The organism is Clavibacter michiganensis (genome assembly GCF_021216655.1).
GTDB lineage: Bacteria > Actinomycetota > Actinomycetes > Actinomycetales > Microbacteriaceae > Clavibacter > Clavibacter michiganensis.
On sequence record NZ_CP080437.1, the window covers coordinates 1,471,482 to 1,497,875 of the forward strand.

Genomic DNA, 26,394 nt, shown 5'->3' on the forward strand with positions numbered 1-26,394 from the left:
TGTCAGCTCACCCGGATTCGAGGATCGAGGACCGAGTACAGGATGTCGGCCAGCATGTTGAAGATCACGGTGAGGATGCTCGTGATCAGGATGAATCCCATCAGCGGGTTGAGGTCGGTCTTGGTGAGGGCGTCCTGGAACACGGAGCCCATGCCCTTCCACGCGAAGATCGTCTCCGTGATCACCGCGCCGCCGATGAGCCCGCCGACGTCGAAGGCGATGACGGTGGCGACGGGGATCATGGCGTTGCGGAACGCGTGGCGCATGATGACAGTCCGCTCGGTGAGCCCCTTGGCCCGCGCGGTGCGCACGTAGTCCTGGTTCATCACCTCGAGGAGGCTGGCCCGCGAGTAGCGCGAGTAGCTCGCGACGGAGATGAGGAGGATCGCGATGGTCGGCAGGAGGAGGTGCGTGTAGCTGTCGAGCATGCCCTGCCAGACGGAGCCCTGGAGGCCCGGGGTCACGGCTCCGACGGTGGCGATGGGGCGGCCGCGTGTGTTGGTCACGTAGTCCGGCCACACCTGCATGACGCGGTCGACGATGATCAGCAGCGCGACGAGGCCACCCGTGATGCCGGCGCCGCGGGCGACGATCGGCTTGTCGTTCTGGCCGACGACGTAGCCGACGATCACGCCGACGACGACGAAGGCGACGATCAGCACGATGGTGATCCACCAGGGAGCCGAGACCGTCAGCACGTACTGCAGCGGGTACCAGAGCGCGGCACCGAGGAGGGCCATGGCGAGCGCGGAGTAGAACGCCCGACGGTTGCGCAGCCCCGTCGAGAGCGACGTGACGAGCACCGCGACGAGGGCACCGAGCGCGGCGATGAGCAGGATGCCGAGGCCGGGGCGCGAGAACCAGTCCGTGGCGAGCAGGTAGATGAGCACAGCTGCGGTGATGAGCGTCGCGGAGCCGAAGACGATGAGGCGCGGCTTCGGGTCGCCGCCGATGATGCTCATCCAGACGAAGCCCGAGACGAGCGACAGGACGACGATCATGACCGGCGGTATCGACGGGTTCACGAGGAAGTCGTTGAAGCCGATGGCGACGTACTGCTTGAGCAGCACAGCGACGAAGAAGATCGGCAGCGAGAAGAAGAGGAACGACGCGAAGGTGACCGTGTAGTCGTAGCCGCTGTACTGGCGGAGCGCGGTCGTCATTCCGATCGAGACGCCGATGAGCACGGCGATGATCGTGGCGATCGTCACGAGCTGGATCGTCTGGCCTGCGGCGTTGGCGATGAGGTCGTTGACCTCGCGGCCGTCGATGGCCTTGCCGAGGTCGATCTGGCCGATGAAGACCTTGAACACTCCCCCCAGCCAGAGGAAGTAGCGCAGCGGCGACGGGACATCGAGGTCGAGCAGGTCGACGCGGGCGGCGATGAGGGCGTCGCGGTTCGGCGACGGGTTCTCGCGCAGATCCTGGAGGGGATCACCGGAATTGGCCGCCAGGTTGTAGATGATGAAGCTGGCGCCCAGGAGGACGAAGAACGACGCGACGAGACGTCTCAAGACGAAGGTAAGCACAGGGCGACGACGTCCCTTTCTGTGTTCGGCCAGAGCTCATGACCCGGCCCGACGAGAGCATACGCGGCCGGATCCGCGGATCACGAATCGGCAACGGACATGGAGAGGGTGCCGAAGCCAGAAGACCTCGGCACCCTCGCACCCTCCCGTTCAGGGGACGGCGCTCACTGCTGTCGCGCTACTGCGCGGCTGCCTGGGCCGGAGCCCAATCCCAGTAGTTCCAGAACCAGTTGGGCGAGAGGAACGCGGGCTTGACGCCCGACACGGTGTCGCTCCAGGCGGTGAGTCCCGGGAACTGGAAGATCGGCGTCGTCCACCCCTGCTGCTGGATCAGGGTCTCGGCCTGGATGAGCAGGTCGCGCTGCTTGTCCGTGTCGGTCTCCGTGTCCAGCTGCTTGAACAGGTCGTCGATCTCGGGGTCGGACCAGCCGTAGTAGTTGTTGATGCCGCCGGTCTGGTAGTTCGGGCCGGACTCGCCGACCGCGAGGCTCGTGGACTGCCACCCGAAGAGGGCGATGTCGTACGACCCGGTCTTGCTGGAGAGGTCGGCACCCCATGTGGCGCTGTTCACGTCGATGAGGTTGATCCCGGCCAGCGCCGCGGACTGGCGCATGAGCTCGAACTCCTGCTGACGGCGCGTGTTGCCCTGGCCGTAGATGACGCGGGCGTCGATCGTGCCCGTGACGCCGGCCTGGGCGAGGTCCGCCTTGGCGCCGTCGATGTCGACCGCCTGGTCCTTGTAGCCGTTCTTCTCGACGGACGCCTCGTAGTTCGGCGTGCCGGGCACGAAGACGTTCGAGTTGCGGAGCTCCGCGTCCTCCTGGAGGGGCTTGATCAGCTTGTCGAGGATCTCTTCGCGCGGCAGCGTCTTGAAGAACGCCTGACGGACGAGCTTGGCCTTCTCGGCGTCGCCGCCGTACTTCGCGGGGTCGAACGGGCCGCCGTTGGTGACCTGGAGGTCGACGTGCTCGTACGTGCCCTCGGACTGGCCCTTGTACTCGATGCCGCTGAGTCCCTGGACCTGCTGGAGGAGGTCGGCCGTGGGCTGACCCGACGCGATCTGGACCTCGCCGTTGGAGAGGGCCTGGATCTGGGCCTGCGGGTCCGCGATGAAGCGGACCGTGATCTTCTCGTACTTCGGCTTCTTGTCGCCGGTGTACTCGGGATTGGCCGTCAGGGTGATGTACTGGTCGGCCTTGAGGTCGGTGATCGTGTACGCGCCGTCGCTCAGGGTCTTCTGGGCCTCCGTCGGCATGTCCGAGTAGCGGTAGCCGTCGTTCCAGACCTTGGAGACCGGGGCGAGGACGCTGGCGTCCTTGTCCTGGATCGCCGTGATGAGCTTCTTCTTGGCGTCCTCGGGCGAGAGGTTCTCGTCGGGGAACGCGAGCTGCGTGGTGCCGTGCGCGGAGACGCCGACGCCGTTGCCGGTCGCGACCTCCCAGTCGACGTACGGCTGGTCGTACGTGTAGGTGAGGCTGCGGCCGTCGTCGCCGATCTCGGGGGTCTTGGTGACCAGGCCGAGGCGGGCGTTCGCGATGGCGCCCGAGTTGAAGAACACCTGGTCGTCGCCGGTGGTGACCGTGCCGTCGTCGTTCGTCGTCACGTCCTCGGTCGTGTTCACGTTCGTCGTGTTCGCGGCCCAGTTGAGAAGCATGTCGGCGGCGTCGACGGGGGTGCCGTCGCTCCACTTGACGCCCTCGTTGATCGTGAACTTCACGACGAGCGGGTCGTCGGAGACCTTCTCGTACGTGCCGAAGTCCGTGTCCTTCTGCAGCGAGGGGCCGTCGTCGTAGTAGTTGAACGCCCGGTTCGTCAGGTACACGATGTTCGTGTTGGCGCTCGCGTTGCCGGTAGCCGACAGGTTGTTGTACTCGAGGAACGGGTCGTTCCAGGCCACGGTGATCTCAGTGCCGGCGATGACCTCGGACTCCTGAGCGGGCGCAGAGCAGCCGCTGAGGACGAGGGCACCGGAGACGATGACGGCACCAGCCGCTGCAAGGCGTCTGATTTTCAAGGTTCCTCCTGTGCATGGGAATGGCGCGGACCCACCGTGCGTGCGGTCGACCGCGCAGATAAGAATGACCCTAGGTACGGCTGGGAGTCTTTGCAAAAACTGGGCCCAAACGTTACACACCGGTAACGCGGACGCGCGGATCCGCGCGTCGGGCTCCGGATCCGTGCGTCTCGACGGCGGGGATCGCGCGTTCCTGCCGCCCGTGGCGACGGATCGCGTCGTCAGAGCCCTCACCGGCCACGTCCGGTCCGCTGACGGCGGTTCGGCATCCCGCGCCTAGGATCGGCCCGTGCCCGACGCTCCCGCCCTCGCCCGCGCTCCCCGACCGCCGCTGCGGCGCGCCATGCGGACGCGGCTGCGGTGGGAGATCGCGATCGTGCTCGGGCTCTCGCTGGGGGCGAGCGCCGTCTACTCGGTGCTCCGGATCGTCGACCTGTCCACGCGTCCGGAGGCCCTCGGGTCGCAGAGCGCCACCATCAACCGGAGCCTCAACGACCGGCAGGCGTTCGATCTGCTGTACCAGCTGCTCGACATCGCCACCGCCCTGGTGCCCGTGGTCCTCGTGCTCTTCCTGCTGTGGCAGCCGGGGCGGAGCGCCTTGCGACGGATCGGGCTCGACCTCGCGCGTCCGGGGCGCGACGTCGCCGCCGGGTTCGGGCTGGCGGCGCTCATCGGAGTGCCCGGGCTCGGGCTGTACTTCGCGGGCCGGGCCCTCGGGATCACCGTGGACGTGGTGCCGACCGCGCTCGACTCGTACTGGTGGACCGTGCCGGTGCTCCTGCTCGTGGCCCTCCGCGCCGCGCTGCAGGAGGAGGTGATCGTCGTCGGCTACCTCTTCACGCGGCTGCGCGAGCTCGGCTGGGGGCACGGGCGGCTGGGTGCGTGGAGCATCATCCTGTCGGCGGCCGTGCTGCGCGGGAGCTACCACCTCTACCAGGGGTACGGACCCTTCCTCGGGAACGTGGCGATGGGGGTGGTGTTCGGCTGGTGCTACGTGCGCTTCGGCCGCACCGCGCCGCTCGTGGTGGCGCACCTGATCCTCGACGTCGTGAGCTTCGTGGGCTACCCGGTCGCGCTCGCGCTGCTGCCCGGGCTGTTCGGCTGACAGGCGTCCGCGCGCCGACCGGGGGCGCGGGCCTGGCGCATCACCCGCACCTGTGCCTAACCTGGGAGCGCCGCACGACGATGTGCGGCCGAATCTCGAGGAGATCTCATGGGCGACGCCGCTCATCCGTCCGGGGACCCCCGGCTGGCCATCGACTACCTGGAGGTCGAGGACTCGGCCCGGTTCCGCGAGCTGAAGCGCGAGCACCGCAGCTTCGTCTTCCCGCTGGCCGTCGCCTTCCTCGTCTGGTACTTCGCGTTCGTCCTGCTCTCGGACTACGCGCACGAGTTCATGTCCACGCCCGTCATCGGCAACGTGAACCTCGGGATCCTGCTCGGACTCGGGCAGTTCGTGACGACCTTCGCGATCACCACCTGGTACGTGAGCCGCGCGAACTCGCGGTTCGATCCGATCGCCGCGGAGATCCGCGCCGACCTGGAGGAGCGGGAGCGCGTCGCGCTCGACGGGCCGCGCGGATCCACGCCGCCGCGGCGCCGGAAGGGCGGCCGACGGTGATCGCGCCGGGCACGGCCCTCATGGCGACGACGCCCACGACCGACACGGGCGATCCCGTCCTCAACATCTCGATCTTCGGGGCGTTCGTGGTCATCACGCTCGTGATCGTGTTCCGCGCGAGCCGGAACAACTCGACCGCCGCGGACTACTACGCGGCCGGCCGCTCGTTCACCGGACCGCAGAACGGCACCGCCATCGCGGGCGACTACCTCTCCGCGGCGTCGTTCCTCGGGATCGTCGGCGCCATCGCCATCAACGGGTACGACGGGTTCCTCTACTCGATCGGGTTCCTGGTCGCGTGGCTCGTCGCGCTGCTGCTCGTGGCGGAGCTCATGCGCAACACGGGCAAGTTCACGATGGCCGACGTGCTGAGCTTCCGCCTGAAGCAGCGGCCGGTGCGTCTCGCGGCGGCGACCACGACGCTCGCGGTCTGCTTCTTCTACCTGCTCGCGCAGATGGCGGGCGCGGGCGGCCTGGTCTCGCTGCTGCTCGGGATCGACGACCGGCTCGGGCAGTCGCTCGTGATCGCCGTCGTGGGCGCGCTGATGATCGTCTACGTGCTCGTGGGCGGGATGAAGGGCACGACCTGGGTGCAGATCATCAAGGCGTGCCTGCTCATCGCGGGCGCCGCGGTCATGACCGTGTGGGTGCTGGCGATCCACGGCTTCAACATCTCGGAGCTGCTCGGCGCCGCGGCGGCGGCCGCGGACAAGCCCGTGCTGGAGCCCGGCAACCAGTACGGGGCCACGGGCATCACGAAGCTCGACTTCCTGTCGCTCGCGCTCGCGCTGGTGCTCGGGACGGCGGGGCTCCCCCACGTGCTCATGCGCTTCTACACGGTGCCGACCGCGAAGGAGGCGCGTCGCAGCGTCGTCTGGGCGATCTGGCTCATCGGGATCTTCTACCTCTTCACCCTGGTGCTCGGGTACGGCGCGGGCGCGCTGCTCGGGAGCGAGCGGATCCTCGCGGCGCCCGGCGGCGTGAACTCCGCCGCTCCCCTGCTGGCGCTCGAGCTCGGCGGGCCGATCCTGCTCGGGATCATCGCGGCGGTCGCGTTCGCCACGATCCTGGCGGTGGTCGCGGGTCTCACCATCACGGCGGCGGCGTCCTTCGCGCACGACGTGTACGGCAGCGTCATCAAGAAGGGGCAGGTCTCGGCCAACGGCGAGGTGCGGGTCGCGCGGATCACAGTCGTCGTGATCGGCATCGTCTCGATCATCGCGGGCATCGGCGCCAACGGGCAGAACGTCGCGTTCCTCGTGGCGCTCGCGTTCGCGGTGGCCGCGAGCGCGAACCTGCCGACCATCCTGTACTCCCTCTACTGGCGGCGGTTCTCCACGCGGGGCGCGGTGCTGAGCATGTACGGGGGGCTCGGGACGGCGCTCGTGCTGATCGCGTTCTCGCCCGTCGTGTCGGGTGCGGAGACGTCGATGATCCCGGGGGCCGACTTCTCGTGGTTCCCCCTGAGCAACCCGGGGATCGTGTCGATCCCCGTCGGGTTCCTGCTCGGCTGGATCGGGACGGTGACCTCCACGCGCAAGGAGGACCCGCTCGTCGCGGCGGAGATGGACGTCAGGTCGCTCACCGGGCACGGCGCCGAGAAGGCGACGGAGCACTAGGCGGCGGGCGGTCCGGGCGTCCCGTCGGGGCGCCCGGGCCGGCGTCAGTCGCTGAGGGCGTCGCTGAGGATCGCGAGGACGCCCGCGCGGGTGTCGACCGCGGCCTCGCCCAGGCGGTCGGCGACGATCTCCACGAGCGACTCCAGCACGATCACGTGCGGGATGCGCGAGGTGTGCTCGACCTCGTGGCGGAAGCCCGCCTTCGCGGGCGCGACGACGAGCGCGACGTCGGCGAGGGCCCCGATGGGCGAGGTCGCGAACGACGTGACCACGACGATCCCCGCGCCCGAGGCCCGGGCGGAGCGCGCGGCCCGCAGGCTCAGCTCGTTGGCGCCGCTGCCGCTGATCACCAGCACCACGTCGTCCGCGGCCAGCCGGCTGACGGCGATCTGCTGGCCGATGGGGTCGGCGACGTGCTCGGCCGGTCGGCCGACGGCGGTGAGGCGCATCGAGAGGTCGAGGGCGAGCGGCGAGGACAGGCCGCTCGCGACGATCACGAGCCGGCGGGCGCCGACGACGCGCGTGACGGCGTCCTCCACCTCCGCCTCCGTGAGGACGCTCGCGACGCGCGGCAGGGCGGCGGCGAGCGCGTCGAGGTCGGAGCGGATCCGGCCGAGGGCGCTGGGGCCGTGGGCGTCATCCCCCGCGGCCGTCGACGCGCGGGCCGAGCTGCGGGCCAGCTCCCGGGTGAGCGCGACGCGCAGCTGCGGGTATCCCCGGTAGCCGAGGCTCTGGCAGGAGCGCACGACGGTCGACCGGGCGACGCCCGAGCGGTCGGCGAGCTCCTGCGCGGTGATCTCCACCACGCCCTCGGTGTCGTCGAGGATGAGCTGCACGACCCGGCGCTCGCTGGGCTGCAGGGCGTTGACCACGGTCGCGATGCGCGTGGTGGGCCCGACGTCGTCACTCCACTGCACGGACCCTGGCTCCCTCGGTGATCCGGCGGCGGATGGCACCGGAGATCGCGTCGATCGACATGGTGACGGCGACGACCACGATGAGGAGCACGCCGACGGTGGGCCACTCCCGGTACTGAGTGTATGAGGTGAGCATGTCGCCGATCCCGCCGACGCCGATGAGGCCGAGCACGGCCGACGCGCGCACGTTGATCTCGAACCGGTACAGCCAGAAGGAGAGGAACTCGCCGCTCGCCTGGGGCCAGACGCCCCAGCGGACGAGCGACCATGCGCCGCCGCCGGCCGCGCGCACGGCCTCGAGGGGGCCGCCGTCCACGCCCTCGACGGACTCGTACCCCCACTTGCCGAGCGTGCCGACGCTCGAGACGGCGAGCGCCAGGGCGCCCGTGAGCGGCGTGAGCCCGGTGACGGACAGGATGATGATCGCGGTGATGATCTCCGGCACCGCGCGGATGGCGGAGAACAGGATCCGCAGCGGCCAGCGCACGGCCGCGGGCGCGAAGCCGCGGGCCGCGACGAACGCGAGCGGCACCGAGATCACGATGCCGATGACGGTGCCGACCCAGGCCATGAGCACCGAGATCCACGTCTGCGCCAGCGCCTCGGGCAGCTTCGACCAGTCGGGGGCGGAGAACATCAGCCAGAGGTAGCGGACGACCTCGGCGGGCAGGTCGGCCAGGCGGTCCCACGCGATGTCGGCCGACCAGCAGGCGGCCACCACGACGACGGTGACGCCGGCCGCGGCGATCGCGCGACCGGGATGGCGGGGGCGGACGGGCACGGCGAGGCTCATGCGATCCTCTTCCTGATCTCGTTCGAGACGAGGTCGATGACGATGACGATCACGAGGATCTCGAGCACGATCAGCGCGAGCTGGTCGTAGCGGTAGAACGTGCGCACGGCGTCGATGAGGAGGCCGATCCCGCCCGCGCCGACGAGGCCGAGCACGGTGGACGCGCGCACGTTGAGCTCGAGCACGTAGAGCGTCTGGCCGACGAAGCCGGGCATCACGTCCGGCAGCGCCACGGCCCGGTCGACCTGCATGCGCGTCCCGCCCGCCGCTCGACCCGCCTCCAGCGGCCCGGCGTCGTTCGACTCGATGGCCTCCGAGACGAGCTTGACGATGATGCCGACGTTGAACAGGACGAGCGCGATGATGCCCGGCAGCGCGCCGACGCCCACCATCGCGACGAGCAGCGACGCGTAGAGCAGCTCGGGCACTGCCCGCACGACGTTGAGGAGCGCGCGGAGGATCCCGCGGCTGACCGGGTGCGGGTTCGTGAGCCGCGCGGCCCAGAGGCTGAGCGGCAGCGCGATCGCCGCGCCCGCGGCCGTCGCGACGACGGCCATGGCGAGGGTCTCGAGCATGGGCGCGACCGTGCGCGGGAAGAACGCCCAGTCGGGCTGGACCAGCCGCACGAGCTTGTCCGCGCCGTTCCGCCAGTTGCGCGCGATGGCGTCGAACCCGAACGCGACGCCCAGCTGCGGGCTCATGGCGATCGCCGTGATGGCGAGCACCACCGCGAGCGCCAGCCACGGCTTCCAGCGTCCGGCCGGCCGGGGCGGCAGCTCCCTGGCGCTCATCCGAGGGTGTCCTCGGGTCGGATGGACCGGCCGTAGATCGCCTCGAACACGTCGTCGCCCGCGGTCGCGGCGGGGCCGTCGTAGACGACCTCGCCGGCGCGCAGGCCGATCATGCGGTGGCCGTACTCGCGCGCGAGGTCGAGCAGGTGCAGGTTCGTGAGCACCGTGATCCCGAGCTCGCGGTTGATGCGACGCAGGTCGCCCATGACGCCGTGCGCGGTCGGCGGGTCGAGGCTTGCGACGGGCTCGTCGGCGAGGACCAGCCGGGGCCGCTGGGCGAGCGCCCGCGCGATGGCGACGCGCTGCTGCTGCCCGCCCGAGAGGGTGGAGGCGCGCGCCCACACCTTCGGCAGGATCCCGACGCTCTCGAGCGCCTGGAACGCGATCTCCCGGTCGGCGGCGGCGTGCATCCCGAGGAAGGTGCGCCAGCCCGGCGTGTGCGCGAGCCGGCCGACGAGGACGTTGTCGAGCACGCTCGCGCGCTTCGCGAGGTTGAAGCCCTGGAAGACCATGCCGATGTCGCCGCGGAGCGCGCGCAGCCGCCGGCCCGCGAGGCCGTCGACGCGCGTGCCGCCGACCTCGACCTCGCCGGAGGTCACGGGGACGAGGCCGTTGATCGTGCGGATGAGGCTCGACTTTCCGGATCCGGACAGGCCGACGATGGAGACCATCTCGCCGCCGGCGATGTCGAGGGAGACGTCCTTGAGCGCGACGACGCCGTTCGGGTACCTGACCGTGACGCCGGCGAGGCGCACGGCCCACGGCGCGGACGCCGGCGCGAGCGCGTCGGCCTCCATGGAGGAGCGGGTGGCGGGCATGGGCTACTGCAGACCGAGCGACTGCGCCGCGCGGGCCACGACGTCGAGCGAGGACGGGTCGGCGGGCGCGAGCTTGGTGATGGAGTACACGGCGGTGAGGGCCGCTGACCCCTCGGGCGTGGCCGAGTAGTCGGCCAGCGCCTTCGTGATCCTGTCCTGCAGCTCCGGCGAGAGCGAGCCGGAGACCGCGACGCCGTCGTTCGGGATCTCGTCCGTCATGGCGAAGACGACGACCTTCTGCCCCACGTCCGGCTTGTCCTTGGCGACGATGGTGCGGGCATCCCAGAAGCTGAAGCCGACCTCGGCGTCCCCGTTGTAGACCGCGAGCACCGAGGCGTCGTTGGCCGTGACGGGGATCTGCTGGATGTCGGAGTCGATGTCGAGCCCGGCGTCCTTGAGCGCGAGCATCGGGTAGATGTAGCCGGCGGGCGAGCCCGGGCCGAGGACGGCGACCTTCGCGCCCTTCACCTTCGTGATGGAGTCGAGTCCCTGGGGACCCGAGAGGGCGTCGGCGCCGTTGCAGAAGAGCATGCCGTCGCGCTCGACCGGGGTGTCGTCGCAGTACTTGTCGGGGTCGTTGGTCATGAACTGCGCGGGGTAGGTGATGTTGCCGTTGCGCTCGGTCTGCAGCACGACCTTCGCCTTGTACATGTCGCTCGCCTGCCAGAGCTGGAGCGACGGGAGGAAGCCGATCTGGGCCTGGTCCGCTCCCATCGCCTCGACCGCGGCCTGGTAGTCCTTCGAGACCACGCCGGTGACGGGGATCCCGAGCGCCTTCGTGAGCATGTCGGTGAGCGGCGCGGCGGTCTCGACGAGGCCGTCCTGGTCCTGCGACGGGACGAGCGCGAGCGTGAGGGAGGTGGGATCCGCGGCGGCCGCGGGCGTGCCGGACGCGTCGGAACCGGCGCCGGCGGAGCAGCCGGTGAGCGCGAGGGCGGCGGCGGCTCCGATGGCGAGGAGCGGGAGGGCGGGCTTCTTCATGCGTGCATCTGCTTTCCGTGGGGAGCTGCGGAGGTGGGGGCGGGAGGAGAGGAGGGGACGGCGTCGAGCCAGGCGTCGATGTCGTCGTAGAGGTCGGCGACGGTGGCCGCGCGGAAGGTGGGGCGGGCGTCGTCGGACGAGCCGGGGCCGACGAGCGCGGTGCTGAAGCCGCGGGCGTGGGCGGGCTCCAGGTCGTTGACCCAGAGGTCGCCGACGCTGAGGAGCCGGGCGGCCGGGAGGCCCGCGGCAGGACCCGGGTCGACGCGGTCGAGGACGGCGTCCATCCCGGCGGGCTTGCCCGCACCCGTGACGACCTCGTCGAATGCGTCGTCGAGGCCGAGGGCGGCGAGCGCCTCCGGGATCCGGCAGGCGGGCGAGTTGGTGACGAGGACGCGGCGGACGCGACCGCTCGTGCCGCGGAGGAAGGAGGCGAGGCCGGCGGGCGGGCGGACGGGGGCGTGCGGTCCGCCGAGCTCGGCGCGGCTCGCGAGGAAGGCGGCGGACAGGAGCCGGGCCGGCACCCCGTGGTCGGCGGCGAGGCCCTGCACGAGCGCGTAGCCGTCGACCGCCCCGGAGGCGCGGCCGACCTGCCCGAGACCCGCCGAGACGGCGTCGGCGAACCCCTGGCGGGCGTCGACCGCCAGCGTCTCGGCGACGTGGTGGGCGTAGCGGAGCACGGGTCCGTCCCCGAGGGAGACGGTGCCGTCGAAGTCGAACACGATGGTCCGGCCGGGGGTGCTCACGGGTGGCGCTCGTCTCCGCGCCCGGTTCCTCGGGATCCCGCGTCGGGATCCTGTGGACGCAGCGTCCACGATATGCAGCGCGCATCGACGGAATGACCCTGCTGCGGTGAACGGCACGTGAACGCGCGCGGGCGGGACGCGACGAGGGCGGCGGGACCGGTGGGTCCCGCCGCCCTTGCGGTGGTGCGGTGCGGCGCCCGGGGGCGCCCGCGGATCAGCGGATCAGGCGAACGCCTCCGGCGGCGGGCAGGCGCAGAACAGGTTGCGGTCGCCGTACGCCTGGTCGATGCGGCGCACCGGCGGCCAGTACTTGTCGCGCACGAGCGTGGACACCGGGTAGACGGCGCGCTCGCGCGTGTACGCGTGCGTCCAGTCCCCCGCGATGACCGACTCGGCCGTGTGCGGCGCGTTCCGGAGCGGGTTGTCGTCGGCCGGCCACTCGCCCGCGGCGACCGAGTCGGCCTCCTGCTTGATGCCGATCATGGCGGCGATGAAGCGCTCGACCTCGGCGAGGTCCTCGCTCTCCGTCGGCTCGACCATGAGGGTCCCCGGCACCGGGAAGCTCATGGTGGGCGCATGGAAGCCGTAGTCGACGAGGCGCTTGGCCACGTCGTCCACCGTGATCCCGGTCGCGGCCGTGAGCGGGCGCAGGTCGAGGATGCACTCGTGCGCGACGAGGCCGTCCTCCCCCGCGTAGAGCACGGGGTAGTGGTCGCGGAGGCGCGCGGCGATGTAGTTCGCCGAGAGGACCGCCGCGCCCGTGGCCTGCTTGAGGCCCTCGGCGCCCATCATGCGGACGTAGGCCCAGCTGATCGGCAGGATGCTCGGGGATCCGTAGGGAGCCGCCGACACCGGGGCGCCGCCGTGCTCGATCGTGGACACGACGCCGTCCTGGACGAGCGCATGGACGTTGCGCTGCGCCTGCGGGTGGCCGGGCAGGAAGGGCGCGAGGTGCGCCTTCGCCGCGACCGGGCCGACGCCGGGTCCGCCGCCGCCGTGCGGGATGCAGAACGTCTTGTGCAGGTTGAGGTGCGAGACGTCGCCGCCGAAGTCGCCGAACCGGGCGAAGCCGAGGAGCGCGTTGAGGTTCGCGCCGTCGACGTAGACCTGGCCGCCGGCCTCGTGCACGGCCTGGCAGATCGCGCCGACCTCGTGCTCGTAGACGCCGTGGGTGGAGGGGTACGTGATCATGAGGCCCGCGAGCTCGTCGCGGTGCTGCGCGATCTTCGCGCGCAGGTCGTCGAGGTCGACGTTGCCGAGCTCGTCGCACGCGACCACAACGACGCGCATGCCCGCGAGCACGGCGCTGGCCGCGTTCGTGCCGTGCGCGCTCTGCGGGATGAGGCAGACCGTGCGCGCGTCGTCGCCGTTGGCGAGGTGGTAGCCGCGGATCGCGAGGAGGCCCGCGAGCTCGCCCTGGCTGCCCGCGTTCGGCTGGAGGCTGACGGTGTCGTAGCCCGTGACGTCGGCCAGCCAGGTCTCCAGCTGGAGGACGAGCTCGAGGTAGCCCTCGACGTCGTCCGCCGGGGCGAAGGGGTGGATGGCCTGGAACTCGGGCCAGGTCACCGCCTCCATCTCGGTGGCCGCGTTGAGCTTCATGGTGCAGGAGCCGAGCGGGATCATGCCGCGGTCGAGCGCGTAGTCCTTGTCAGAGAGGCGCTTGAGGTAGCGCATCATGCCGGTCTCGGAGCGGTGCGTGGAGAAGACGGCGTGCGTGAGGTACTCGCTCGTGCGGATCGACACCTCGGGGATCGACGACAGGTCGCCGGCAGCGCCCTCGTCCTCCGCGAGCTCGGCGCCGAACGCGCGCGCGACGACCGCGAGGTCCTCGGGGCGCGTGGCCTCGTCGACGCTGAAGCCGAGGGTGTCGGCGTCCACGCGGAGCAGGTTGACCCCGCCTCGGGCGGCAGCCGCGAGGATCTCGTCCGCGCGGCCGGGCACGGAGACGCGCACGGTGTCGAAGAACGCGGCGTGGATCGGCTCGACGCCGACGGCAGCCAGCGAGCGGACGAGGCGGCGGGCGCCCCTGTTCGCCTGGCGCGCGATCACGCGGAGGCCCTTCGGCCCGTGGTACACCGCGTACATCGAGGCCATGACGGCCAGGAGCACCTGCGCCGTGCAGATGTTGCTGGTGGCCTTCTCGCGGCGGATGTGCTGCTCGCGCGTCTGCAGCGAGAGGCGGTACGCGGGGTGGCCGGCCGCGTCCTGGCTGACGCCGACGAGGCGGCCGGGCATCTGCCGCTCGAGGCCGGCGCGCACGGCGAGGTAGCCCGCGTGCGGTCCGCCGAAGCCCATGGGGACGCCGAATCGCTGCGACGTGCCGACCGCGATGTCCGCGCCCAGCTCGCCGGGCGAGGTGATGACCGTGAGGGCGAGCAGGTCGGCCGCGACGACCGCGAGGCCGCCGGCCTCGTGCACGCGCGCGATGACGGCGCTCGGGTCCCAGACGCGGCCGGAGGCGCCCGGGTACTGGATGAAGGCGCCGAACGCGTCGGGCAGCTCGGCCGGATCCACCGTGGCGAGGTCGTGCGCGACCAGCTCGATGCCGAGCGCGGCGGCGCGGCTGTCGAGGAGCGCGCGCGTCTGCGGCAGGGCGTCGGCGTCGATGAGGAAGACCGGCGTCTTGGCCTTGGAGGCGCGGCGCGCGAGCAGCATGCCCTCGACGACGGCCGTGGCCTCGTCGAGCATGGACGCGTTCGCGGTCGCGAGCCCGGACAGCTCGGCGACCATCGTCTGGAAGTTGATGAGCGCCTCGAGTCGGCCCTGCGAGATCTCCGGCTGGTACGGCGTGTAGGCCGTGTACCAGCTCGGGTTCTCGAGCACGTTCCGGGTGATGACGGCGGGCGTGATCGTGTCGTGGTAGCCGAGGCCGATCATCGACGTGCGCACGCGGTTGCGGCCCGCGATGCGGCGGAGCTCGGCGAGGGCGTCGCGCTCGGTGGCCGCCTCGGGCAGCACGGAGTCGCCCTCGGTGCGGAAGCGGTCGACCTGGATCGTCTCGGGGACGGCCTTCGCGAGCAGCGACGGGATCGAGTCGTGGCCGAGGACCCCGAGCATGGTGGCGCGGGCCTCGGAGTCGATGCCGATGTGGCGGGCGCCGAACGCGCCGGGCGCGAACGCGGAGGACTCCTCCGCGATGTCGGGCGCGGCAGCGGGGGCCGGGGTGGCCGGGCGCGTGCCGGCGTCGACGGCGGTCACTCGCCCACCAGCGCGACGTACTCGTCGTGGCTGAGGAGCGTGGGCAGGGCCTCGAAGCGCACCTTCACGAGCCAGCCGGCGCCGAACGGGTCGCTGTTGACGAGGTCGGGCGAGGCCACGACGTCGTCGTTGACCTCGGTGACCGTGCCGTCGATGGGCGCGAAGAGCTCGCCGACCGACTTGGTCGACTCGATCTCGCCGACGACCTCGCCGCCCGCGAGCTCGTCGCCCACGGCAGGCAGCTCGACGAAGACGACGTCGCCGAGCTTGTCGGCGGCGTAGGCCGTGATGCCGACGGTCGCGACGTCGCCGTCGACCTGCACCCACTCGTGCTCGGCGGTGTACTGGAGGCTGGTCTGATCGGTCATGCGAGGGCCTTTCGCGAGTAGAAGGGGAGGGTCACGACGGTGGCGGGCACGCGTGTGCCGCGGACGTCGACGGCGAGGCGCGTGCCGGGGGCGGCGAGCGAGGGATCCACGTACGCCATGGCGACGGGGTGGCCGAGCGTGGGCGACAGGGCGCCGCTCGTGACGATGCCGACGGGCGCGACGGCGCCCTCGGTGGCCTCCATCGCGGCCTCGAGGGCCGCGGCGGAGTCGCCCGCGGCCTCCTCGGCGTAGACGGGGTAGTCGGCGCGGGGCGCGCGGCGGCCCTCGGTGACGAGGCCGACGAGCACGCGGGCGACGGGACCCGGGCCCTTCTCGACCGCGGCGCGCCCGCGGAAGTCGCCCTCCTTGCCGAGCGCGACGACCTTGCCGAGGCCGGCCTGGACGGGGAGCGTGTGGAGGCCCAGCTCGTGGCCGTAGAGCGGCATGCCCGCCTCGAGGCGCAGCGTGTCGCGGCAGGCGAGGCCCGTGTTCAGGAGGCCGAGGGGCGTGCCGGCCGCGACGAGCGCCTCCCACAGGGCGACGGCGTCCTCGGTCGCGACGTACAGCTCGTAGCCGTCCTCGCCCGTGTAGCCGGTGCGGGCGACGAGCACGTCCTGGCCGGCGAAGCGCGCGGCCGTGGCGCGGTAGTAGCGGAGCGCCTCGAGCGGCGTCTCGGTCTCGAGGCCGGCGGTGGCCTCGAGGATCGCGCGGGACACCGGGCCCTGCACGGCGATGAGCGCGACGTCGTCGCTCGCGTCGTCGACCTCCACGTCGTCCCGGCCCGCCGCGGCCTCGGCGAGGACCGCGAGCACGGGATCGTGGTTGCCCGCGTTGGCGACGACGAGGAAGGACTCCTCGCCCGTGCGGTAGACGATGAGGTCGTCGACGATGCCGCCCGAGGGGTCCAGCAGAAGCGTGTACTTCGCCTGCCACTCGGCGATCGCGGAGAGCTTCCCCGCGAGGACGGAGTCGAGGAACGCGGCGGCGCCCTCCCCTTCGACGGCGATCTCGGCCATGTGCGAGATGTCGAAGATGCCCGCGGCCTCGCGCACGGCGCGGTGCTCGGCGAGGTCGCTCGTGTAGCGGACGGGCATGAGCCAGCCGGCGAAGTCGGTGAAGGACGCGCCGGCGGCCTCGTGCACGGCGTGCAGCGGGGATCGGCGGGGCGGGGCCGCGGCCGCCGCGTCGGGCGCGGTGTCGGCGGGTGCGTCGGGCATGGAGTCCTCCGGTCGTGACCGGCGCGGACGCCGGATGCGGGACTCCCCCTCTGTCATGTGCCTGAGAGCTTCGCGCCGTCCGAGGACGGGGCTTTCACCGTGGGCGAGCCGTACGGGACGGCTGCTTTTCAGAGTGGCCAGTGCATCGCGGTACGTGGACCTGAGAGATTGGCGGGGAGGCTTGCTCCTTCGGTGCTCCCGGAGGAGCTCTCCCGCGATGCGTGCGCGGCCGTGTGTTCGTGGATCAGCATATCGAGCGGGACGTTTCCGCCGTGTGACGATTCCCGGTCGATCCCCCGCGCCGGACGCGACGACGCCGCCGCACCCGGGTGGATGCGGCGGCGTCGGGTGGTCGGGTCGACCCGCGGGATCAGATCGCGTCGGGCGAGGGCGCTGCGGGCGCCTGCGGGGCGGCGTCCTCGTCGGTGTCGATGACGCGGCGCACGTCGTCGGCGAGCTGCGCGACGCCCTCGGGCATCATCTCGAAGCCGTCGGTGGTGCCGACGTTGATGACGAGGCCGGTGCCCTCGGGGATCGCCTGGACGAGCTCGGCGGCGGGGATGGTGGCGACGTGGTCGGCGACGCTCGTGACCTTCTCGTCGATGCGGTCCTCGTGCGTGAACGCGGCGAGCATGGGCACGCCGTCGCGGTCGAAGAGGACGGGCTGCAGCTGGTCGGTCTCGGGGGTGAGGGGCGTGGCGGTGGGCACCACGACCGTCGTGTTGATGAACTCGGTGAGGACGGCGGTCATGTCGGACTCGCCCGCCTGGCCGCGCGCGATGGCCTGCTCGAGGGGGGTGGGCTCTCGGTCCTGTGAATCGGTCATGCGTCCATCGTGCCCGATCCGGCGGGGCGGCGGCTGACCGCGACGCCCGGGCCGGGCCTCCCCGCGGCCGCGCGCGGAGTTAGGATCGTCTCTTCCACCCGCCATCCGTCCCGAGGGGAGACGCCCGTGTCGATCGGACGCCAGCGCCCCCGCGGCGAGCTCGAGGCCGCCATCATGGACGCCCTGTGGGACGCCGACGAGCCGCTCACGGCCAAGGACGTCGTCGCCCGCATCCCGGATCCGCGCCCCGCGCTCACGACCGTGCTCACGGTGCTGGAACGGCTCGGCCAGAAGGGCCTCGTCACGCGCTCCGACGAGGCGCGCGCGCTCACGTTCGCGCCCGCCCGCTCGCGCACGGACCACGCGGCGTCGCTCATGTCGGGCGCGCTCGCGGCCACGAAGGACCGCGAGGCGGCGCTGCTGCGCTTCGCCGGCACGCTCGACGGCGACGACCTCACGGCCCTGCGCCGCGCGCTCGGCGGGGACGACCGGGCGTAGGCCCGTCCCCTCCCGCCGCTAGCGAGGGTCGTCGGCCCCGTCGTACGGTCCGCCCACGCTCTCGCCGTCCTCGCCCGGGAACCGGCGCGACGACCGGCGCACGACGCCGACCACGACGAGCACGGCGGCCGCGAGGATCACGAGGCCGATGAGCACGAACACCCAGACGGGCGTGGTCTCGGCCGCGTCGGCGAGCGGCACGGACTCGCCGGACTGCGCGTCCGAGGTCGGCGCGGGCGCGACGGACTCGGCGCCCTGCGTCGTCATGGTGCCCTCGGGCTCGGGCGTCGCGGTGGCCGCGCTGCCCGCCCAGGCGTCGCCGCAGGCCGGGGCCGAGGTGATGGCCGGGGTGCCCGTCGTGTCGCCGGTCGGCGCGTAGGTGAAGGAGTAGGTGCCGTCGATGGGGTGGCTGTCGCTCGAGACCGCGCGCCAGGTCACCTGGTAGGTGCCCGCCGTGCCGAGCGCGATGCGGGTCGTGGCGGTGGATCCGTCGACCGCGACGCAGCCGTCCTCGTGGAAGGAGCCGTCCGACGCGTTGACCACCTGGATCGCGAAGCCGGAGGCCTGCGCGTCGAGGGCGAGCAGCTCCTCGCTGAAGTCGAGCGCGATGGTGCCGGGCTCGTCCGTGACGGTGGTGTCGGCGGCGGGGGTGGATCCCACGAGCCGGTCGTGCGCGGACGCGGCGCCCGCCGGGATGAGCGCCCCGCCCAGCACGAGGGCCGCGGCTCCCGCGGCGAGCGCGGCACGACGGAGGAGGGACGGGGTGCGGGGGTGGTGCGGAGACGCCATGGGTCCATCATCCCCTGCGCATGCGCCCGGCGGGCGGACGTCCATGACGCCGCGCCCGCACGCGTGTTGCGCCCGGGGCCGCGGCACGATGGAGTGGACGGATGCACACCGCACCGCAGGACGCCCCCGGCGACGGCACGGCGCGATCCGCCGGCCTCACCGCCGACGAGATCGACCGGATCCGCCGCGACTTCCCCCTCCTCGACTCGGAGGTGAACGGCCACCCGCTCGTCTACCTCGACTCGGCCGCCACCTCCCAGAAGCCGCGCCAGGTGCTGGACGCGGAGCGCGCGTACCTGGAGCACCGCAACGCCGCCGTCCACCGCGGCGCGCACACGCTCGCGGCCCTCGCGACGGAGGAGTTCGAGGAGGCACGGGAGAAGGTCGCGCGCTTCGTGGGCGTCGATGCCGGCGAGATCGTGTGGACATCCAACGCGACCGAGGGGCTGAACCTCGTCGCGTACGGCCTCGGGAGCGCTGCCGCGCCGGCGTCCATCCGCGTGCGGGAGGGCGACGAGATCGTCGTCACGGAGTCGGAGCACCACGCCAACCTGATCCCGTGGCAGCAGCTCGCGCTGCGCACGGGCGCCACGCTGCGCTTCATCCCCGTCGACGACCAGGGCGCGCTGCGGCTGGAGACGCTGGGCGACGTGATCACGGAGCGCACGCGCGTCGTCGCGCTCGCGCACGTCTCCAACGTGCTGGGTGGGGTGGCGCCGCTCGGCCCCGTGATCGCCCGGGCTCGGGAGGTGGGCGCGCTCGTCGTGCTCGACGCCTGCCAGTCCGTGCCGCACATGCCGGTCGACCTCCGCGCGCTCGACGTCGACCTCGCCGTCTTCTCCGGGCACAAGATGCTCGCCCCCACCGGGATCGGCGTGCTGTACGGACGCCGCAGGGTGCTCGAGGCCCTGCCGCCGTTCCTCACCGGCGGGTCGATGATCACGACCGTCACGATGGAGTCGGCCGAGTTCCTCCCGCCGCCGCAGCGCTTCGAGGCCGGCACGCAGCGCATCTCGCAGGTCGTGGCGCTGGGCGCGGCGGTCGACTACCTCGAGGCCGTCGGCATGGATCGGATCCAGGAGCACGGCCGGCGCATCGGCGCGCGGCTCGTCGCGGGCCTCTCGGGGATCCGGGGCGTGCGCGTGCTCGGGCCCCACGAGGACCGCATCGGGCTCGCGGCGTTCGACCTGGCGGGCGTGCACGCGCACGACGTGGGGCAGATCCTCGACGACCGCGGCATCGCCGTGCGCGTCGGGCACCACTGCGCGCAGCCGCTGCACCGCCGGCTGGGGCTCACCGCGTCCACGCGCGCGAGCGGCACCCTGCACACCACCGACGCCGAGATCGACCTGCTGCTGCAGGGCGTCGAGGACGCCGCCGCCTTCTTCGGGGCCGGCCGATGAGCGCTCCCGCGTCCGGCGGCGGCGCGCTGTACCAGGAGTTGATCCTCGACCACTCGCGCACGCCCGAGGGCCAGGGCGACCCCACGGGCTGGCCGCTGCACGCGCACCAGGTGAACCCGACGTGCGGGGACGAGATCACCCTGGGCGTACGCGTCGCGGACGGCCGGGTCGTCGAGATCGCGTGGACCGGCCACGGCTGCGCGATCTCGCAGGCGTCGGCGTCGATGCTCGTCGGCGTGCTCGACGGGGTGGACCTCGACACCGTGCACGCGCGCGCCGAGGCGTTCCGCGAGGTCATGCGGAGCCGCGGTGCGTCCCACCTCGACCCGGAGGAGTTCGGCGACGCCGTCGCGCTCGACGGGGTCTCCCGGTACGTCGGCCGCGTGAAGTGCGCGATGCTGCCCTGGACGACGCTCGAGGAGGCGCTCCGGGCGGGCTGACCCGGCCGTCCCCGCGCGGGGCGGGCAGAGTGGGGAGACGGGCCGCGCGAGGCGGCCGCCCGCGACACCAGGAGGATCCGTGGCCCCCGACGACGACATGCCGAGCACCATCCGCCGCTCCCCCGAGCACGCGCAGGCCACCTGGTCGGCGGCGCACCAGGCGGCCGAGGAGCGGTACGGATCCGGCGAGCGCGCCGAGCGCACCGCCTACGCCGCGCTCAAGCACGGCTTCGAGAAGGTCGGCGACCACTGGGAGCCGAAGGAGTCGACGGGCCCGTCCGACGCGGGCGCCGAGGAACGCGGCGCGGGCACGGCCGGCGGGGTCGACGCCAACGCGTCGAAGGCGCACCTGATGGAGGTCGCCCGCCGCCTCGACGTCGCCGGCCGCAGCCGCATGACGAAGGACGAGCTGGTCGACGGGATCCGGAAGGCGAACGACCGCGAGACCCGCCGGGCGCGCGAGCGCGAGGGCTGAGGCGGGCGCCCGTCCCGAACGGACGGGCGCCCCGTCGGGTCAGTCGATCGTCGTGCCGCCGCGCACGTCGTCGAGCACCGTGAGGAGCGCGCCCTGCGTCCAGACGCCGACGCGCCCGGTCGCGTCGTGGAAGCGCGCCGCGTCGGCGTCGGAGAGCTCCCTGGTGCCGACGAGGTCGTCGCCGAGCTGGATCTCCACGGTGTCGTCCGCCGTGTACCGCGCGGTGAGCACGTCGCCCGGGAGCAGCCGCACCGGGATCGCCGGGTAGGCCGTGCGGGTGCCGTCGGTCGCGATGGCGGTCGTCGTGATCGCCTTCGACCGCGCGTCGTAGGTCACGGTGATCGCGCCGCGGTCGACCGTGCGGGCCGACTGCGCCTTGAGCACGAGGCCCACGGACTGCGCGGTGCGCGCCACCTTGGTCAGCGTCACGGACGCCTCCTGCGTGGCGCCGAGCACCTCGGGTCGCAGCAGCGCGCCGCCCTGGTACGGGCGGAGCGTGCCGGCCGCGAGGCGGTAGGCGGTGGCGGCGGTGTCGCCGGTCCAGGATCCGCCGACCGCGGAGCCGCGGCGCCCGAAGTCGTCGAGCACGGCGGCCTGCACCCGGAAGGTGCGCGTGATCGACTCGGCGGGCGCGAACTCGTCGTCCCCGGCCTGCGTCGCGGTGATCGTGCAGACGCCCGCGGAGGTCGGCGAGAGCCGCGTCCCCGTGACCGTGCACGCGCCGGACGCCTGGAACGACACGGGCAGGCCCGAGGTCGCCGTGGCCGTCAGCGCGATCGCGTCGCCGCCCGCGGTCGCGCCGGTCGGCGCGGTGAACGCGATCGTCTGCGCGGCGAGCGCGGCCGGGCCGCCGGACACCATCAGGAAGCTGACCTGGATGTCCGGGCCCGCCGCCTTCGCGATCTCCACCCTCAGCACCCCGTCCGCCCCGACGGTCGCGGTGTACCCGCTCGACGAGTCGGCGCCGAACGGCCGGGCGGTCTCCACGACCTGCCCGTTGAGCGTGATGCGCGCGGCGCGGCTGGCCGTGGTCCACGGGTCCGAGAACCCGAGGTCGACGCGGTGCTCGCCCGGGGTGAGCCCGCCGAAGGAGTACGTCAGCGTCGCGCCGGACCTCGCCCAGCGCAGCGTCGAGTACAGGTCGCCGGTGGCGTCGCCCTTCACGTCGCTGGATCCGGTCCAGCCCCAAATGGCGCCCGTCGCGGGATCCGCGCCGAGCGGCTGCTCCGGGACCGAGCCGAGGAGCGGGCCGTCGGCGGCGGAGGCGGCGACGATCGCCGTCCAGTCGGCCGTGGCCCAGCCGCCCGCGTCGACCGCGTACTCGAGGTCACGCGGGACGACCACCACGCGGCGGACGAGCGAGCGCCCGTCGTCGAGGGTGCCGCGGAGCTGCACGGGGCCGGCGCCGGCGAGCGCCGCGGCGTCCCAGGTGATCCCCGTGGTCGTGGTCGTGCCGCCGCTGCTCGACTCGACCTCGGTCGGCAGCGCGGAGGCGTCGTCGGTGCGCACGGTCGCGGGGATCGCGGTCGTGACCTCCCACGGCGCGTACGCCGGGATGTCGCGGACGCTCCACGTGCCCGGGTTCGCGAGGGTCATGGATCCGCCCTCGCCGAAGGACAGCGGCAGCCAGATGTAGGGCGCGTTCGCGAGGTCGTCCGGGGTCCACCGGTCGCCCATGTAGGCGAAGCGGCCGTTCTCCGGGTCGATCGGGATCACGGAGGTGCTCTGCGAGCCGAAGGTCGTGCCGGCGCCGTCGCCCTGCGCGGGGTTGCCGCGGTCGGTCCAGGTGCCGAGGATGTCGGTCGCCGTGGCGTAGGACGCCGGGTTCGGGTTCCAGCCCGTCGCACCCGAGGTGATCAGGTAGTAGGTGCCGTGCGACTTGAACAGCACGGGCGCCTCGCGGTGCGCGCCGACGTAGGGGCGCGTGAAGTCGACGCCCTTGACGGCGTCGGCCGGACCCGTGGCGAGCGCGGTGTAGTCGGCGTCGAGCTTCGAGATGTAGAGGGAGTAGTTCTCCTCGCTCGAGTAGACGATGTACGCGGTCCCGTCGTCGTCGACGAAGAGGTTCATGTCGCGCGCCATGCCCTTGCTCTCGGGCTGGTAGTCGGGCTCCCCGGGCGGCGCCTCGTGGAGGCGGTGGTCGCGGATGTAGCGGAACGGGCCGGTCGGCGAGTCGGCGACGGCGACGCCCGCGGTGGCCTTCGCGTACTGCGCGTCGCTCGTGGCGGTGGGTCCGTCGGTGTGGATCCACATCACCCACTGGCCGGTCGCCGCGTTGTGGACGACCTTCGGGCGCTCGAGGATCGCGGCGGGGCGCGTGGATCCGGCGGCGGGCACGGTGCCGAGGTCCTCGTAGACGGCGGCGCGCGCGTCGGCGTCGAGGTCGCCGTAGAGGCCGGCGAAGTAGGGGTCGGCGTCGAACTGGTCGGGCGACGACATGGCACGGAGGGCGAGGCCCTCGTCGGTCCAGGCCTCGAGGTCGTGCGAGGAGTAGACGTGCACGCCGGGGCTCGAGGCGTAGCCGTTGGAGCGGTCCTCGCCGTACCAGTAGTAGATCGTGTCGCCGGCCTCGTCGACAGACGGGACGATCTGGCCGCCGTGGGCCTGGATCACCTCGCCGGACGTGTCGAGACGGGCCTCACCGGGCGTGAAGGTGGCGTCCTCGACGGCCGCCGGCGCTGGCGGGGTCGCGGCGGCCGGAGCGGCGGCGCGGGCGGCGGCGGGTGCCGACGCGTGCGTCGCGGCGTGCGCCGGCAGGCCCGCGAGGGACAGGGCGGTGGCGAGCCCCGCGGTGACGGCGAGCGCCCGGATGCCCCTCCTCCTCGTGGGGCTCGGGGCCTCGCCTTCGGCGGGCGTCCCGCGTCCGGGTGCGGATGGTTGCGTGATCATCGTCGATCGTCCTCCAGGTGCGCGATGCGGATCCGGGCGCCCCGCATCGTCGCGGTGCCCCCTCGCATCGCCTCCCACGCTAGCCCCGGAGGTCGGTGCCATGTCACATGGGATCCGGGGTGGACCTCCCGTGACGGACCCCGCGCGCCGTCCGCCGGGTCAGGGAAGGTCGACCCGGAACAGCTCGCAGTCCGCGTCGTAGTAGGCGCGCGTGCGGCCGAGGGGACGCATCCCGATCCGCCGGCACACGGCCTGCGACGGCGCGTTCGCCGGGTTCGTGACCGCGAGCACGCGCGCCAGCCCGCCCTCGGCCGCGTGCGCGAGCACCCGCCGGGCGGCCTCCGTCGCGACGCCCCGACCCCAGGCGTCCGGGTGCAGGTGCCAGCCGATCTCCGTCTCGCCCTCCTCCGGCGCGTCGCGCGGGGCGGGGTCGTCGCCGCCGAGCGGCGCGGCCGACGCGGGCAGCTCCTTGAGCAGGAGCGTGCCGAGGAGCGCGCCGCCGTCGCGGTCCTCGATCGCCCAGATCCCGCGCACCGGGTGGTCGAGCGCGGCGTAGCGCGCGGCGCGCGCGGCCGCCTGGGCGGGATCCGTCTGCACCGCACCCGAGCCGATCCAGCGCATCACCTCGGGCCGGGCATGCAGGTCGAGGAGGAATGGCGCGTCGGCCTCCGTGAAGCGGCGGAGGAGCAGGCGGTCGGTCGCGAGGTCGGGCATCGCCCCAGGCTAGGGGGACGTCGGTGGTCGCCCCTAGCGTGACGGCATGCCCGAGCCGGTGGATGCGTGGTGGGCGCGGCGCCGCTGGTCGCGCGGCCTCGACGTGCCCTACCCGGTGGGCGCCTACCGGGAGGCGTGGGCATCGTTCCCCGTGCTCATCCGGCAGTACCACCCGGATCTCAACCGCGGCATCACGCTCACGCAGGTGCCGCCCGCGGCCGACGTGCTCCTCACCTGGCAGTGCGACGTCGGGCACGTGTTCGTCGCGACGCCCGAGGAGCAGCGGCGGCGGCCGGGCCGCGAGCGCCGCCGCTCGTCGTGGTGCCCGGACTGCGCGGAGGCCGCGGCGCCGCGCACGCCCGTGCTGCCGATGGCCGACCAGGTGCGGTGGCCCGGGGCGTCGCCGCTGGTGGCGGGGCCGGTGGCGGGAGGATCCGCGTCCGGCGCGTCCGGCGGATCGCCGTCGACGGCCGGCGGCCCGACGCGTCCCCGGCGCGGCGCGCGCGACGGACGGCCCGCGGTCGGCGGCACGGCCCGCGACCGGCGTGGGAAGGACGGCACCCCGAGCACGGTCGGGCCCGCCGAGCGACGCGGATCCCCCGCCACGGCCACCACGCCGACCCGCGCCCGCCGATCCCCCGCCGTCTGCGCGAAGACGCCCGACCTCCCCGTCGGCGAGCCGTTCGCCAGCGCGTGCGCGCCGCCGCCCGCGTCCGCCGTCGAGGAGCGCCTGCGGCAGGATCTGGCCGCGCGCCTGGATCACACGCGCGGCCTCAACGCCGTCCGGCTCGCGCGCCCGTTCTTCGAGCACCTGGAGGCGTGGCCCGACATCGTGCTGCCCGAGCTGCGCGTCGCCATCGAGTACGACTCCACCGGCCGCCACGGCCTCGAGCACGTCGGCCGCCGCGAGGAGGCCGACCGGCGCAAGGACCGCGCGCTGCGGGCGTCCGGATGGGAGGTGATCCGGATCCGCACGGGCAAGCTGCCGCCCCTCGGGCCGTACGACCTGTGCGTCTCGGGCCTCACCCGAGGCACGGTCGACCAGCTCCTCGACCGGCTCCGCGAGATCCGCGGGCCGCTGTTCGTGGACGCCTACCTGCGGGCGGCACCGCCGTCGGCCGCAGCCGGATGATCCGTGCGCCCGCCCGCCTCAGCTGACCCGCAGCGCCAGCGCCTCGCTCCGCCAGCGCGCGAGGAGCTCCCACGGATCCGGCTGCCCCGCGGCGAGCGCGGCCACGTGCCCCCGCAGCTCCGCGTCGAGCTCGAACCACTCGGTGCGGTCGTAGCGCTGTCGCGCGAACTCCGCGTGTCGCGCCCGCTCCACCGCCCGGCCGCCGCGCTCGAATGCGAGCAGCTCGTCGTGCCGCAGCGTGCCCAGCCGCTGCCGCGGGTTCGCGCTGGTGCCGATCTTCAGCCGGTCGCCGAAGCGGATGTAGTAGACGACGTCGACGCGCGGCGGCGCCAGCTCGCCGTCCGGGTGGTCGCCGTGCCGCCACTCGCACACCGCGCACAGCCAGCCCGACGGGTACCGGACGCCGAGGCGTGATCCGCAGGCCGGGCAGGGCGACGGCAGCACGTCCTCGACGCCGTGCTCGCGCTCCGCCCACGCGGCCGCGCCCACGAGGTGCACGGCGCACAGCGGCACGGGTGCGCCGGGTTCAGCCGCCGCGTCGCAGCCCTCGGCGCGGCACGGGGCGGATCCGGTCGACGTCATGCCCCGACGCTATGCGCGGGCGCCGACACCGGATCCC

24 protein-coding genes and 2 riboswitches are annotated in these 26,394 nt (G+C 73.0%); of the genes, 8 read left to right on the forward strand and 16 right to left on the reverse strand.

Translation table 11 applies throughout. The features are described from left to right. Window positions 1–2: 2 nt before the first annotated feature. Window positions 3–1,529: an ABC transporter permease gene (locus K0V08_RS06775; RefSeq protein ID WP_012038874.1), complete on the reverse strand. Its 1,527-nt coding sequence runs from the start codon at window positions 1,527–1,529 to the stop codon at window positions 3–5. Window positions 1,530–1,707: 178 nt separating this feature from the next. Beyond that, window positions 1,708–3,543 carry an ABC transporter family substrate-binding protein gene (locus tag K0V08_RS06780; RefSeq protein WP_012038875.1) on the reverse strand — a complete coding sequence of 612 codons (1,836 nt, stop codon included), beginning with the start codon at window positions 3,541–3,543 and terminating at the stop codon, window positions 1,708–1,710. A 289-nt stretch (window positions 3,544–3,832) separates the two neighbouring features. Between K0V08_RS06780 and K0V08_RS06785 the strand changes: the two genes are divergently transcribed. From K0V08_RS06785 to K0V08_RS06795, 3 genes are all read left to right on the forward strand, one after another. Next, window positions 3,833–4,648, forward strand: coding sequence for a CPBP family intramembrane glutamic endopeptidase (locus K0V08_RS06785; RefSeq protein WP_079534448.1), 816 nt, complete (start codon window positions 3,833–3,835; stop codon window positions 4,646–4,648). A gap of 108 nt (window positions 4,649–4,756) precedes the next feature. Beyond that, complete coding sequence (locus K0V08_RS06790) at window positions 4,757–5,164, forward strand: DUF485 domain-containing protein (RefSeq protein WP_079534446.1); 408 nt, start codon at window positions 4,757–4,759, stop codon at window positions 5,162–5,164. A 20-nt stretch (window positions 5,165–5,184) separates the two neighbouring features. Further along, window positions 5,185–6,783, forward strand: coding sequence for a solute symporter family protein (locus K0V08_RS06795; protein ID WP_172401805.1), 1,599 nt, complete (start codon window positions 5,185–5,187; stop codon window positions 6,781–6,783). 44 nt (window positions 6,784–6,827) lie between these two features. On the opposite strand, the gene K0V08_RS06800 is transcribed toward K0V08_RS06795, so the two are convergent. The 10 genes from K0V08_RS06800 to K0V08_RS06845 form a co-directional block, all read right to left on the reverse strand. After that, window positions 6,828–7,700, reverse strand: a complete 873-nt coding sequence (locus tag K0V08_RS06800; RefSeq protein WP_012038879.1) for a MurR/RpiR family transcriptional regulator — start codon at window positions 7,698–7,700, stop codon at window positions 6,828–6,830. Continuing rightward, window positions 7,687–8,493, reverse strand: a complete 807-nt coding sequence (gene phnE / locus K0V08_RS06805; RefSeq protein WP_012038880.1) for a phosphonate ABC transporter, permease protein PhnE — start codon at window positions 8,491–8,493, stop codon at window positions 7,687–7,689. Before phnE (K0V08_RS06805) ends, K0V08_RS06800 begins: the two co-directional genes overlap by 14 nt. After that, window positions 8,490–9,284 carry a phosphonate ABC transporter, permease protein PhnE gene (gene phnE / locus K0V08_RS06810; RefSeq protein WP_012038881.1) on the reverse strand — a complete coding sequence of 265 codons (795 nt, stop codon included), beginning with the start codon at window positions 9,282–9,284 and terminating at the stop codon, window positions 8,490–8,492. Before phnE (K0V08_RS06810) ends, phnE (K0V08_RS06805) begins: the two co-directional genes overlap by 4 nt. Beyond that, on the reverse strand, window positions 9,281–10,102 hold the full coding sequence (phnC, locus tag K0V08_RS06815; RefSeq protein ID WP_012038882.1) for a phosphonate ABC transporter ATP-binding protein: 822 nt from the start codon (window positions 10,100–10,102) through the stop codon (window positions 9,281–9,283). The genes phnE (K0V08_RS06810) and phnC overlap by 4 nt, the downstream gene beginning before the upstream one ends. Window positions 10,103–10,105: 3 nt before the next feature. Continuing rightward, complete coding sequence (gene phnD, locus K0V08_RS06820) at window positions 10,106–11,083, reverse strand: phosphate/phosphite/phosphonate ABC transporter substrate-binding protein (RefSeq protein ID WP_012038883.1); 978 nt, start codon at window positions 11,081–11,083, stop codon at window positions 10,106–10,108. Beyond that, window positions 11,080–11,826, reverse strand: a complete 747-nt coding sequence (locus K0V08_RS06825) for an HAD family hydrolase (protein WP_012038884.1) — start codon at window positions 11,824–11,826, stop codon at window positions 11,080–11,082. The genes phnD and K0V08_RS06825 overlap by 4 nt, the downstream gene beginning before the upstream one ends. Window positions 11,827–12,048: 222 nt before the next feature. Further along, window positions 12,049–15,024, reverse strand: coding sequence for an aminomethyl-transferring glycine dehydrogenase (gcvP, locus tag K0V08_RS06830; RefSeq protein ID WP_012038885.1), 2,976 nt, complete (start codon window positions 15,022–15,024; stop codon window positions 12,049–12,051). Continuing rightward, window positions 15,021–15,392, reverse strand: coding sequence for a glycine cleavage system protein GcvH (gene gcvH / locus K0V08_RS06835; protein WP_012038886.1), 372 nt, complete (start codon window positions 15,390–15,392; stop codon window positions 15,021–15,023). Before gcvH ends, gcvP begins: the two co-directional genes overlap by 4 nt. After that, window positions 15,389–16,609 (reverse strand): glycine cleavage system aminomethyltransferase GcvT, encoded by a 1,221-nt coding sequence (gene gcvT / locus K0V08_RS06840; RefSeq protein ID WP_079534444.1) that lies wholly within the window; start codon window positions 16,607–16,609, stop codon window positions 15,389–15,391. The genes gcvH and gcvT overlap by 4 nt, the downstream gene beginning before the upstream one ends. Before the next feature lie 43 nt (window positions 16,610–16,652). Further along, window positions 16,653–16,746: riboswitch (glycine riboswitch) on the reverse strand. 1 nt (window position 16,747) lies between these two features. Further along, window positions 16,748–16,834, reverse strand: a riboswitch (glycine riboswitch). A 145-nt stretch (window positions 16,835–16,979) separates the two neighbouring features. Next, complete coding sequence (locus K0V08_RS06845) at window positions 16,980–17,435, reverse strand: SseB family protein (RefSeq protein ID WP_012038888.1); 456 nt, start codon at window positions 17,433–17,435, stop codon at window positions 16,980–16,982. Between the two features lie 126 nt (window positions 17,436–17,561). Here K0V08_RS06845 and K0V08_RS06850 point away from each other — a divergent pair, with 126 nt between their 5' ends. Next, the gene (locus K0V08_RS06850; RefSeq protein ID WP_012038889.1) at window positions 17,562–17,933 is read left to right on the forward strand and encodes a BlaI/MecI/CopY family transcriptional regulator; all 372 of its coding nucleotides are present in this window, start codon (window positions 17,562–17,564) and stop codon (window positions 17,931–17,933) included. Window positions 17,934–17,951: 18 nt separating this feature from the next. Here K0V08_RS06850 and K0V08_RS06855 read toward each other — a convergent pair whose 3' ends face one another. After that, window positions 17,952–18,722 (reverse strand): copper resistance CopC family protein, encoded by a 771-nt coding sequence (locus K0V08_RS06855; RefSeq protein WP_012038890.1) that lies wholly within the window; start codon window positions 18,720–18,722, stop codon window positions 17,952–17,954. A gap of 101 nt (window positions 18,723–18,823) precedes the next feature. On the opposite strand from K0V08_RS06855, the gene K0V08_RS06860 reads away from it, so the two are divergent. The 3 genes from K0V08_RS06860 to K0V08_RS06870 all read left to right on the forward strand — a co-directional run bounded on the left by K0V08_RS06860 (window position 18,824) and on the right by K0V08_RS06870 (window position 21,040). Further along, window positions 18,824–20,125: a SufS family cysteine desulfurase gene (locus tag K0V08_RS06860; protein WP_079534442.1), complete on the forward strand. Its 1,302-nt coding sequence runs from the start codon at window positions 18,824–18,826 to the stop codon at window positions 20,123–20,125. After that, on the forward strand, window positions 20,122–20,565 hold the full coding sequence (gene sufU / locus K0V08_RS06865; RefSeq protein WP_079534440.1) for a Fe-S cluster assembly sulfur transfer protein SufU: 444 nt from the start codon (window positions 20,122–20,124) through the stop codon (window positions 20,563–20,565). Before K0V08_RS06860 ends, sufU begins: the two co-directional genes overlap by 4 nt. 79 nt (window positions 20,566–20,644) lie before the next feature. Then, the gene (locus K0V08_RS06870; protein WP_012038893.1) at window positions 20,645–21,040 is read left to right on the forward strand and encodes a ChaB family protein; all 396 of its coding nucleotides are present in this window, start codon (window positions 20,645–20,647) and stop codon (window positions 21,038–21,040) included. A gap of 39 nt (window positions 21,041–21,079) precedes the next feature. Here K0V08_RS06870 and K0V08_RS06875 read toward each other — a convergent pair whose 3' ends face one another. After that, window positions 21,080–23,929 carry a glycoside hydrolase family 43 protein gene (locus K0V08_RS06875; RefSeq protein WP_079534438.1) on the reverse strand — a complete coding sequence of 950 codons (2,850 nt, stop codon included), beginning with the start codon at window positions 23,927–23,929 and terminating at the stop codon, window positions 21,080–21,082. Between the two features lie 159 nt (window positions 23,930–24,088). Continuing rightward, window positions 24,089–24,643 carry a GNAT family N-acetyltransferase gene (locus K0V08_RS06880; protein ID WP_012038895.1) on the reverse strand — a complete coding sequence of 185 codons (555 nt, stop codon included), beginning with the start codon at window positions 24,641–24,643 and terminating at the stop codon, window positions 24,089–24,091. 46 nt (window positions 24,644–24,689) lie between these two features. On the opposite strand from K0V08_RS06880, the gene K0V08_RS06885 reads away from it, so the two are divergent. Next, window positions 24,690–25,775, forward strand: a complete 1,086-nt coding sequence (locus tag K0V08_RS06885) for a zinc-ribbon domain-containing protein (RefSeq protein ID WP_079534436.1) — start codon at window positions 24,690–24,692, stop codon at window positions 25,773–25,775. Between the two features lie 18 nt (window positions 25,776–25,793). On the opposite strand, the gene K0V08_RS06890 is transcribed toward K0V08_RS06885, so the two are convergent. Then, window positions 25,794–26,357 carry a GIY-YIG nuclease family protein gene (locus K0V08_RS06890; protein ID WP_012038897.1) on the reverse strand — a complete coding sequence of 188 codons (564 nt, stop codon included), beginning with the start codon at window positions 26,355–26,357 and terminating at the stop codon, window positions 25,794–25,796. Window positions 26,358–26,394: the final 37 nt, after the last annotated feature.

What these genes read in the sequence shown, in the direction of transcription:
- K0V08_RS06790 (WP_079534446.1), top strand. Translation starts at nt 4,757, where the DNA reads ATGGGCGACGCCGCTCATCCGTCCGGGGACCCCCGGCTGGCCATCGAC.
- K0V08_RS06875 (WP_079534438.1), bottom strand. Translation starts at nt 23,929, where the DNA reads ATGATCACGCAACCATCCGCACCCGGACGCGGGACGCCCGCCGAAGGC.
- phnE (WP_012038880.1), bottom strand. Translation starts at nt 8,493, where the DNA reads ATGAGCCTCGCCGTGCCCGTCCGCCCCCGCCATCCCGGTCGCGCGATC.
- phnE (WP_012038881.1), bottom strand. Translation starts at nt 9,284, where the DNA reads ATGAGCGCCAGGGAGCTGCCGCCCCGGCCGGCCGGACGCTGGAAGCCG.
- phnD (WP_012038883.1), bottom strand. Translation starts at nt 11,083, where the DNA reads ATGAAGAAGCCCGCCCTCCCGCTCCTCGCCATCGGAGCCGCCGCCGCC.
- K0V08_RS06855 (WP_012038890.1), bottom strand. Translation starts at nt 18,722, where the DNA reads ATGGCGTCTCCGCACCACCCCCGCACCCCGTCCCTCCTCCGTCGTGCC.
- K0V08_RS06860 (WP_079534442.1), top strand. Translation starts at nt 18,824, where the DNA reads ATGCACACCGCACCGCAGGACGCCCCCGGCGACGGCACGGCGCGATCC.
- gcvT (WP_079534444.1), bottom strand. Translation starts at nt 16,609, where the DNA reads ATGCCCGACGCACCCGCCGACACCGCGCCCGACGCGGCGGCCGCGGCC.
- K0V08_RS06795 (WP_172401805.1), top strand. Translation starts at nt 5,185, where the DNA reads ATGGCGACGACGCCCACGACCGACACGGGCGATCCCGTCCTCAACATC.
- K0V08_RS06885 (WP_079534436.1), top strand. Translation starts at nt 24,690, where the DNA reads ATGCCCGAGCCGGTGGATGCGTGGTGGGCGCGGCGCCGCTGGTCGCGC.
- phnC (WP_012038882.1), bottom strand. Translation starts at nt 10,102, where the DNA reads ATGCCCGCCACCCGCTCCTCCATGGAGGCCGACGCGCTCGCGCCGGCG.
- K0V08_RS06880 (WP_012038895.1), bottom strand. Translation starts at nt 24,643, where the DNA reads ATGCCCGACCTCGCGACCGACCGCCTGCTCCTCCGCCGCTTCACGGAG.
- gcvH (WP_012038886.1), bottom strand. Translation starts at nt 15,392, where the DNA reads ATGACCGATCAGACCAGCCTCCAGTACACCGCCGAGCACGAGTGGGTG.
- sufU (WP_079534440.1), top strand. Translation starts at nt 20,122, where the DNA reads ATGAGCGCTCCCGCGTCCGGCGGCGGCGCGCTGTACCAGGAGTTGATC.
- K0V08_RS06845 (WP_012038888.1), bottom strand. Translation starts at nt 17,435, where the DNA reads ATGACCGATTCACAGGACCGAGAGCCCACCCCCCTCGAGCAGGCCATC.
- K0V08_RS06890 (WP_012038897.1), bottom strand. Translation starts at nt 26,357, where the DNA reads ATGACGTCGACCGGATCCGCCCCGTGCCGCGCCGAGGGCTGCGACGCG.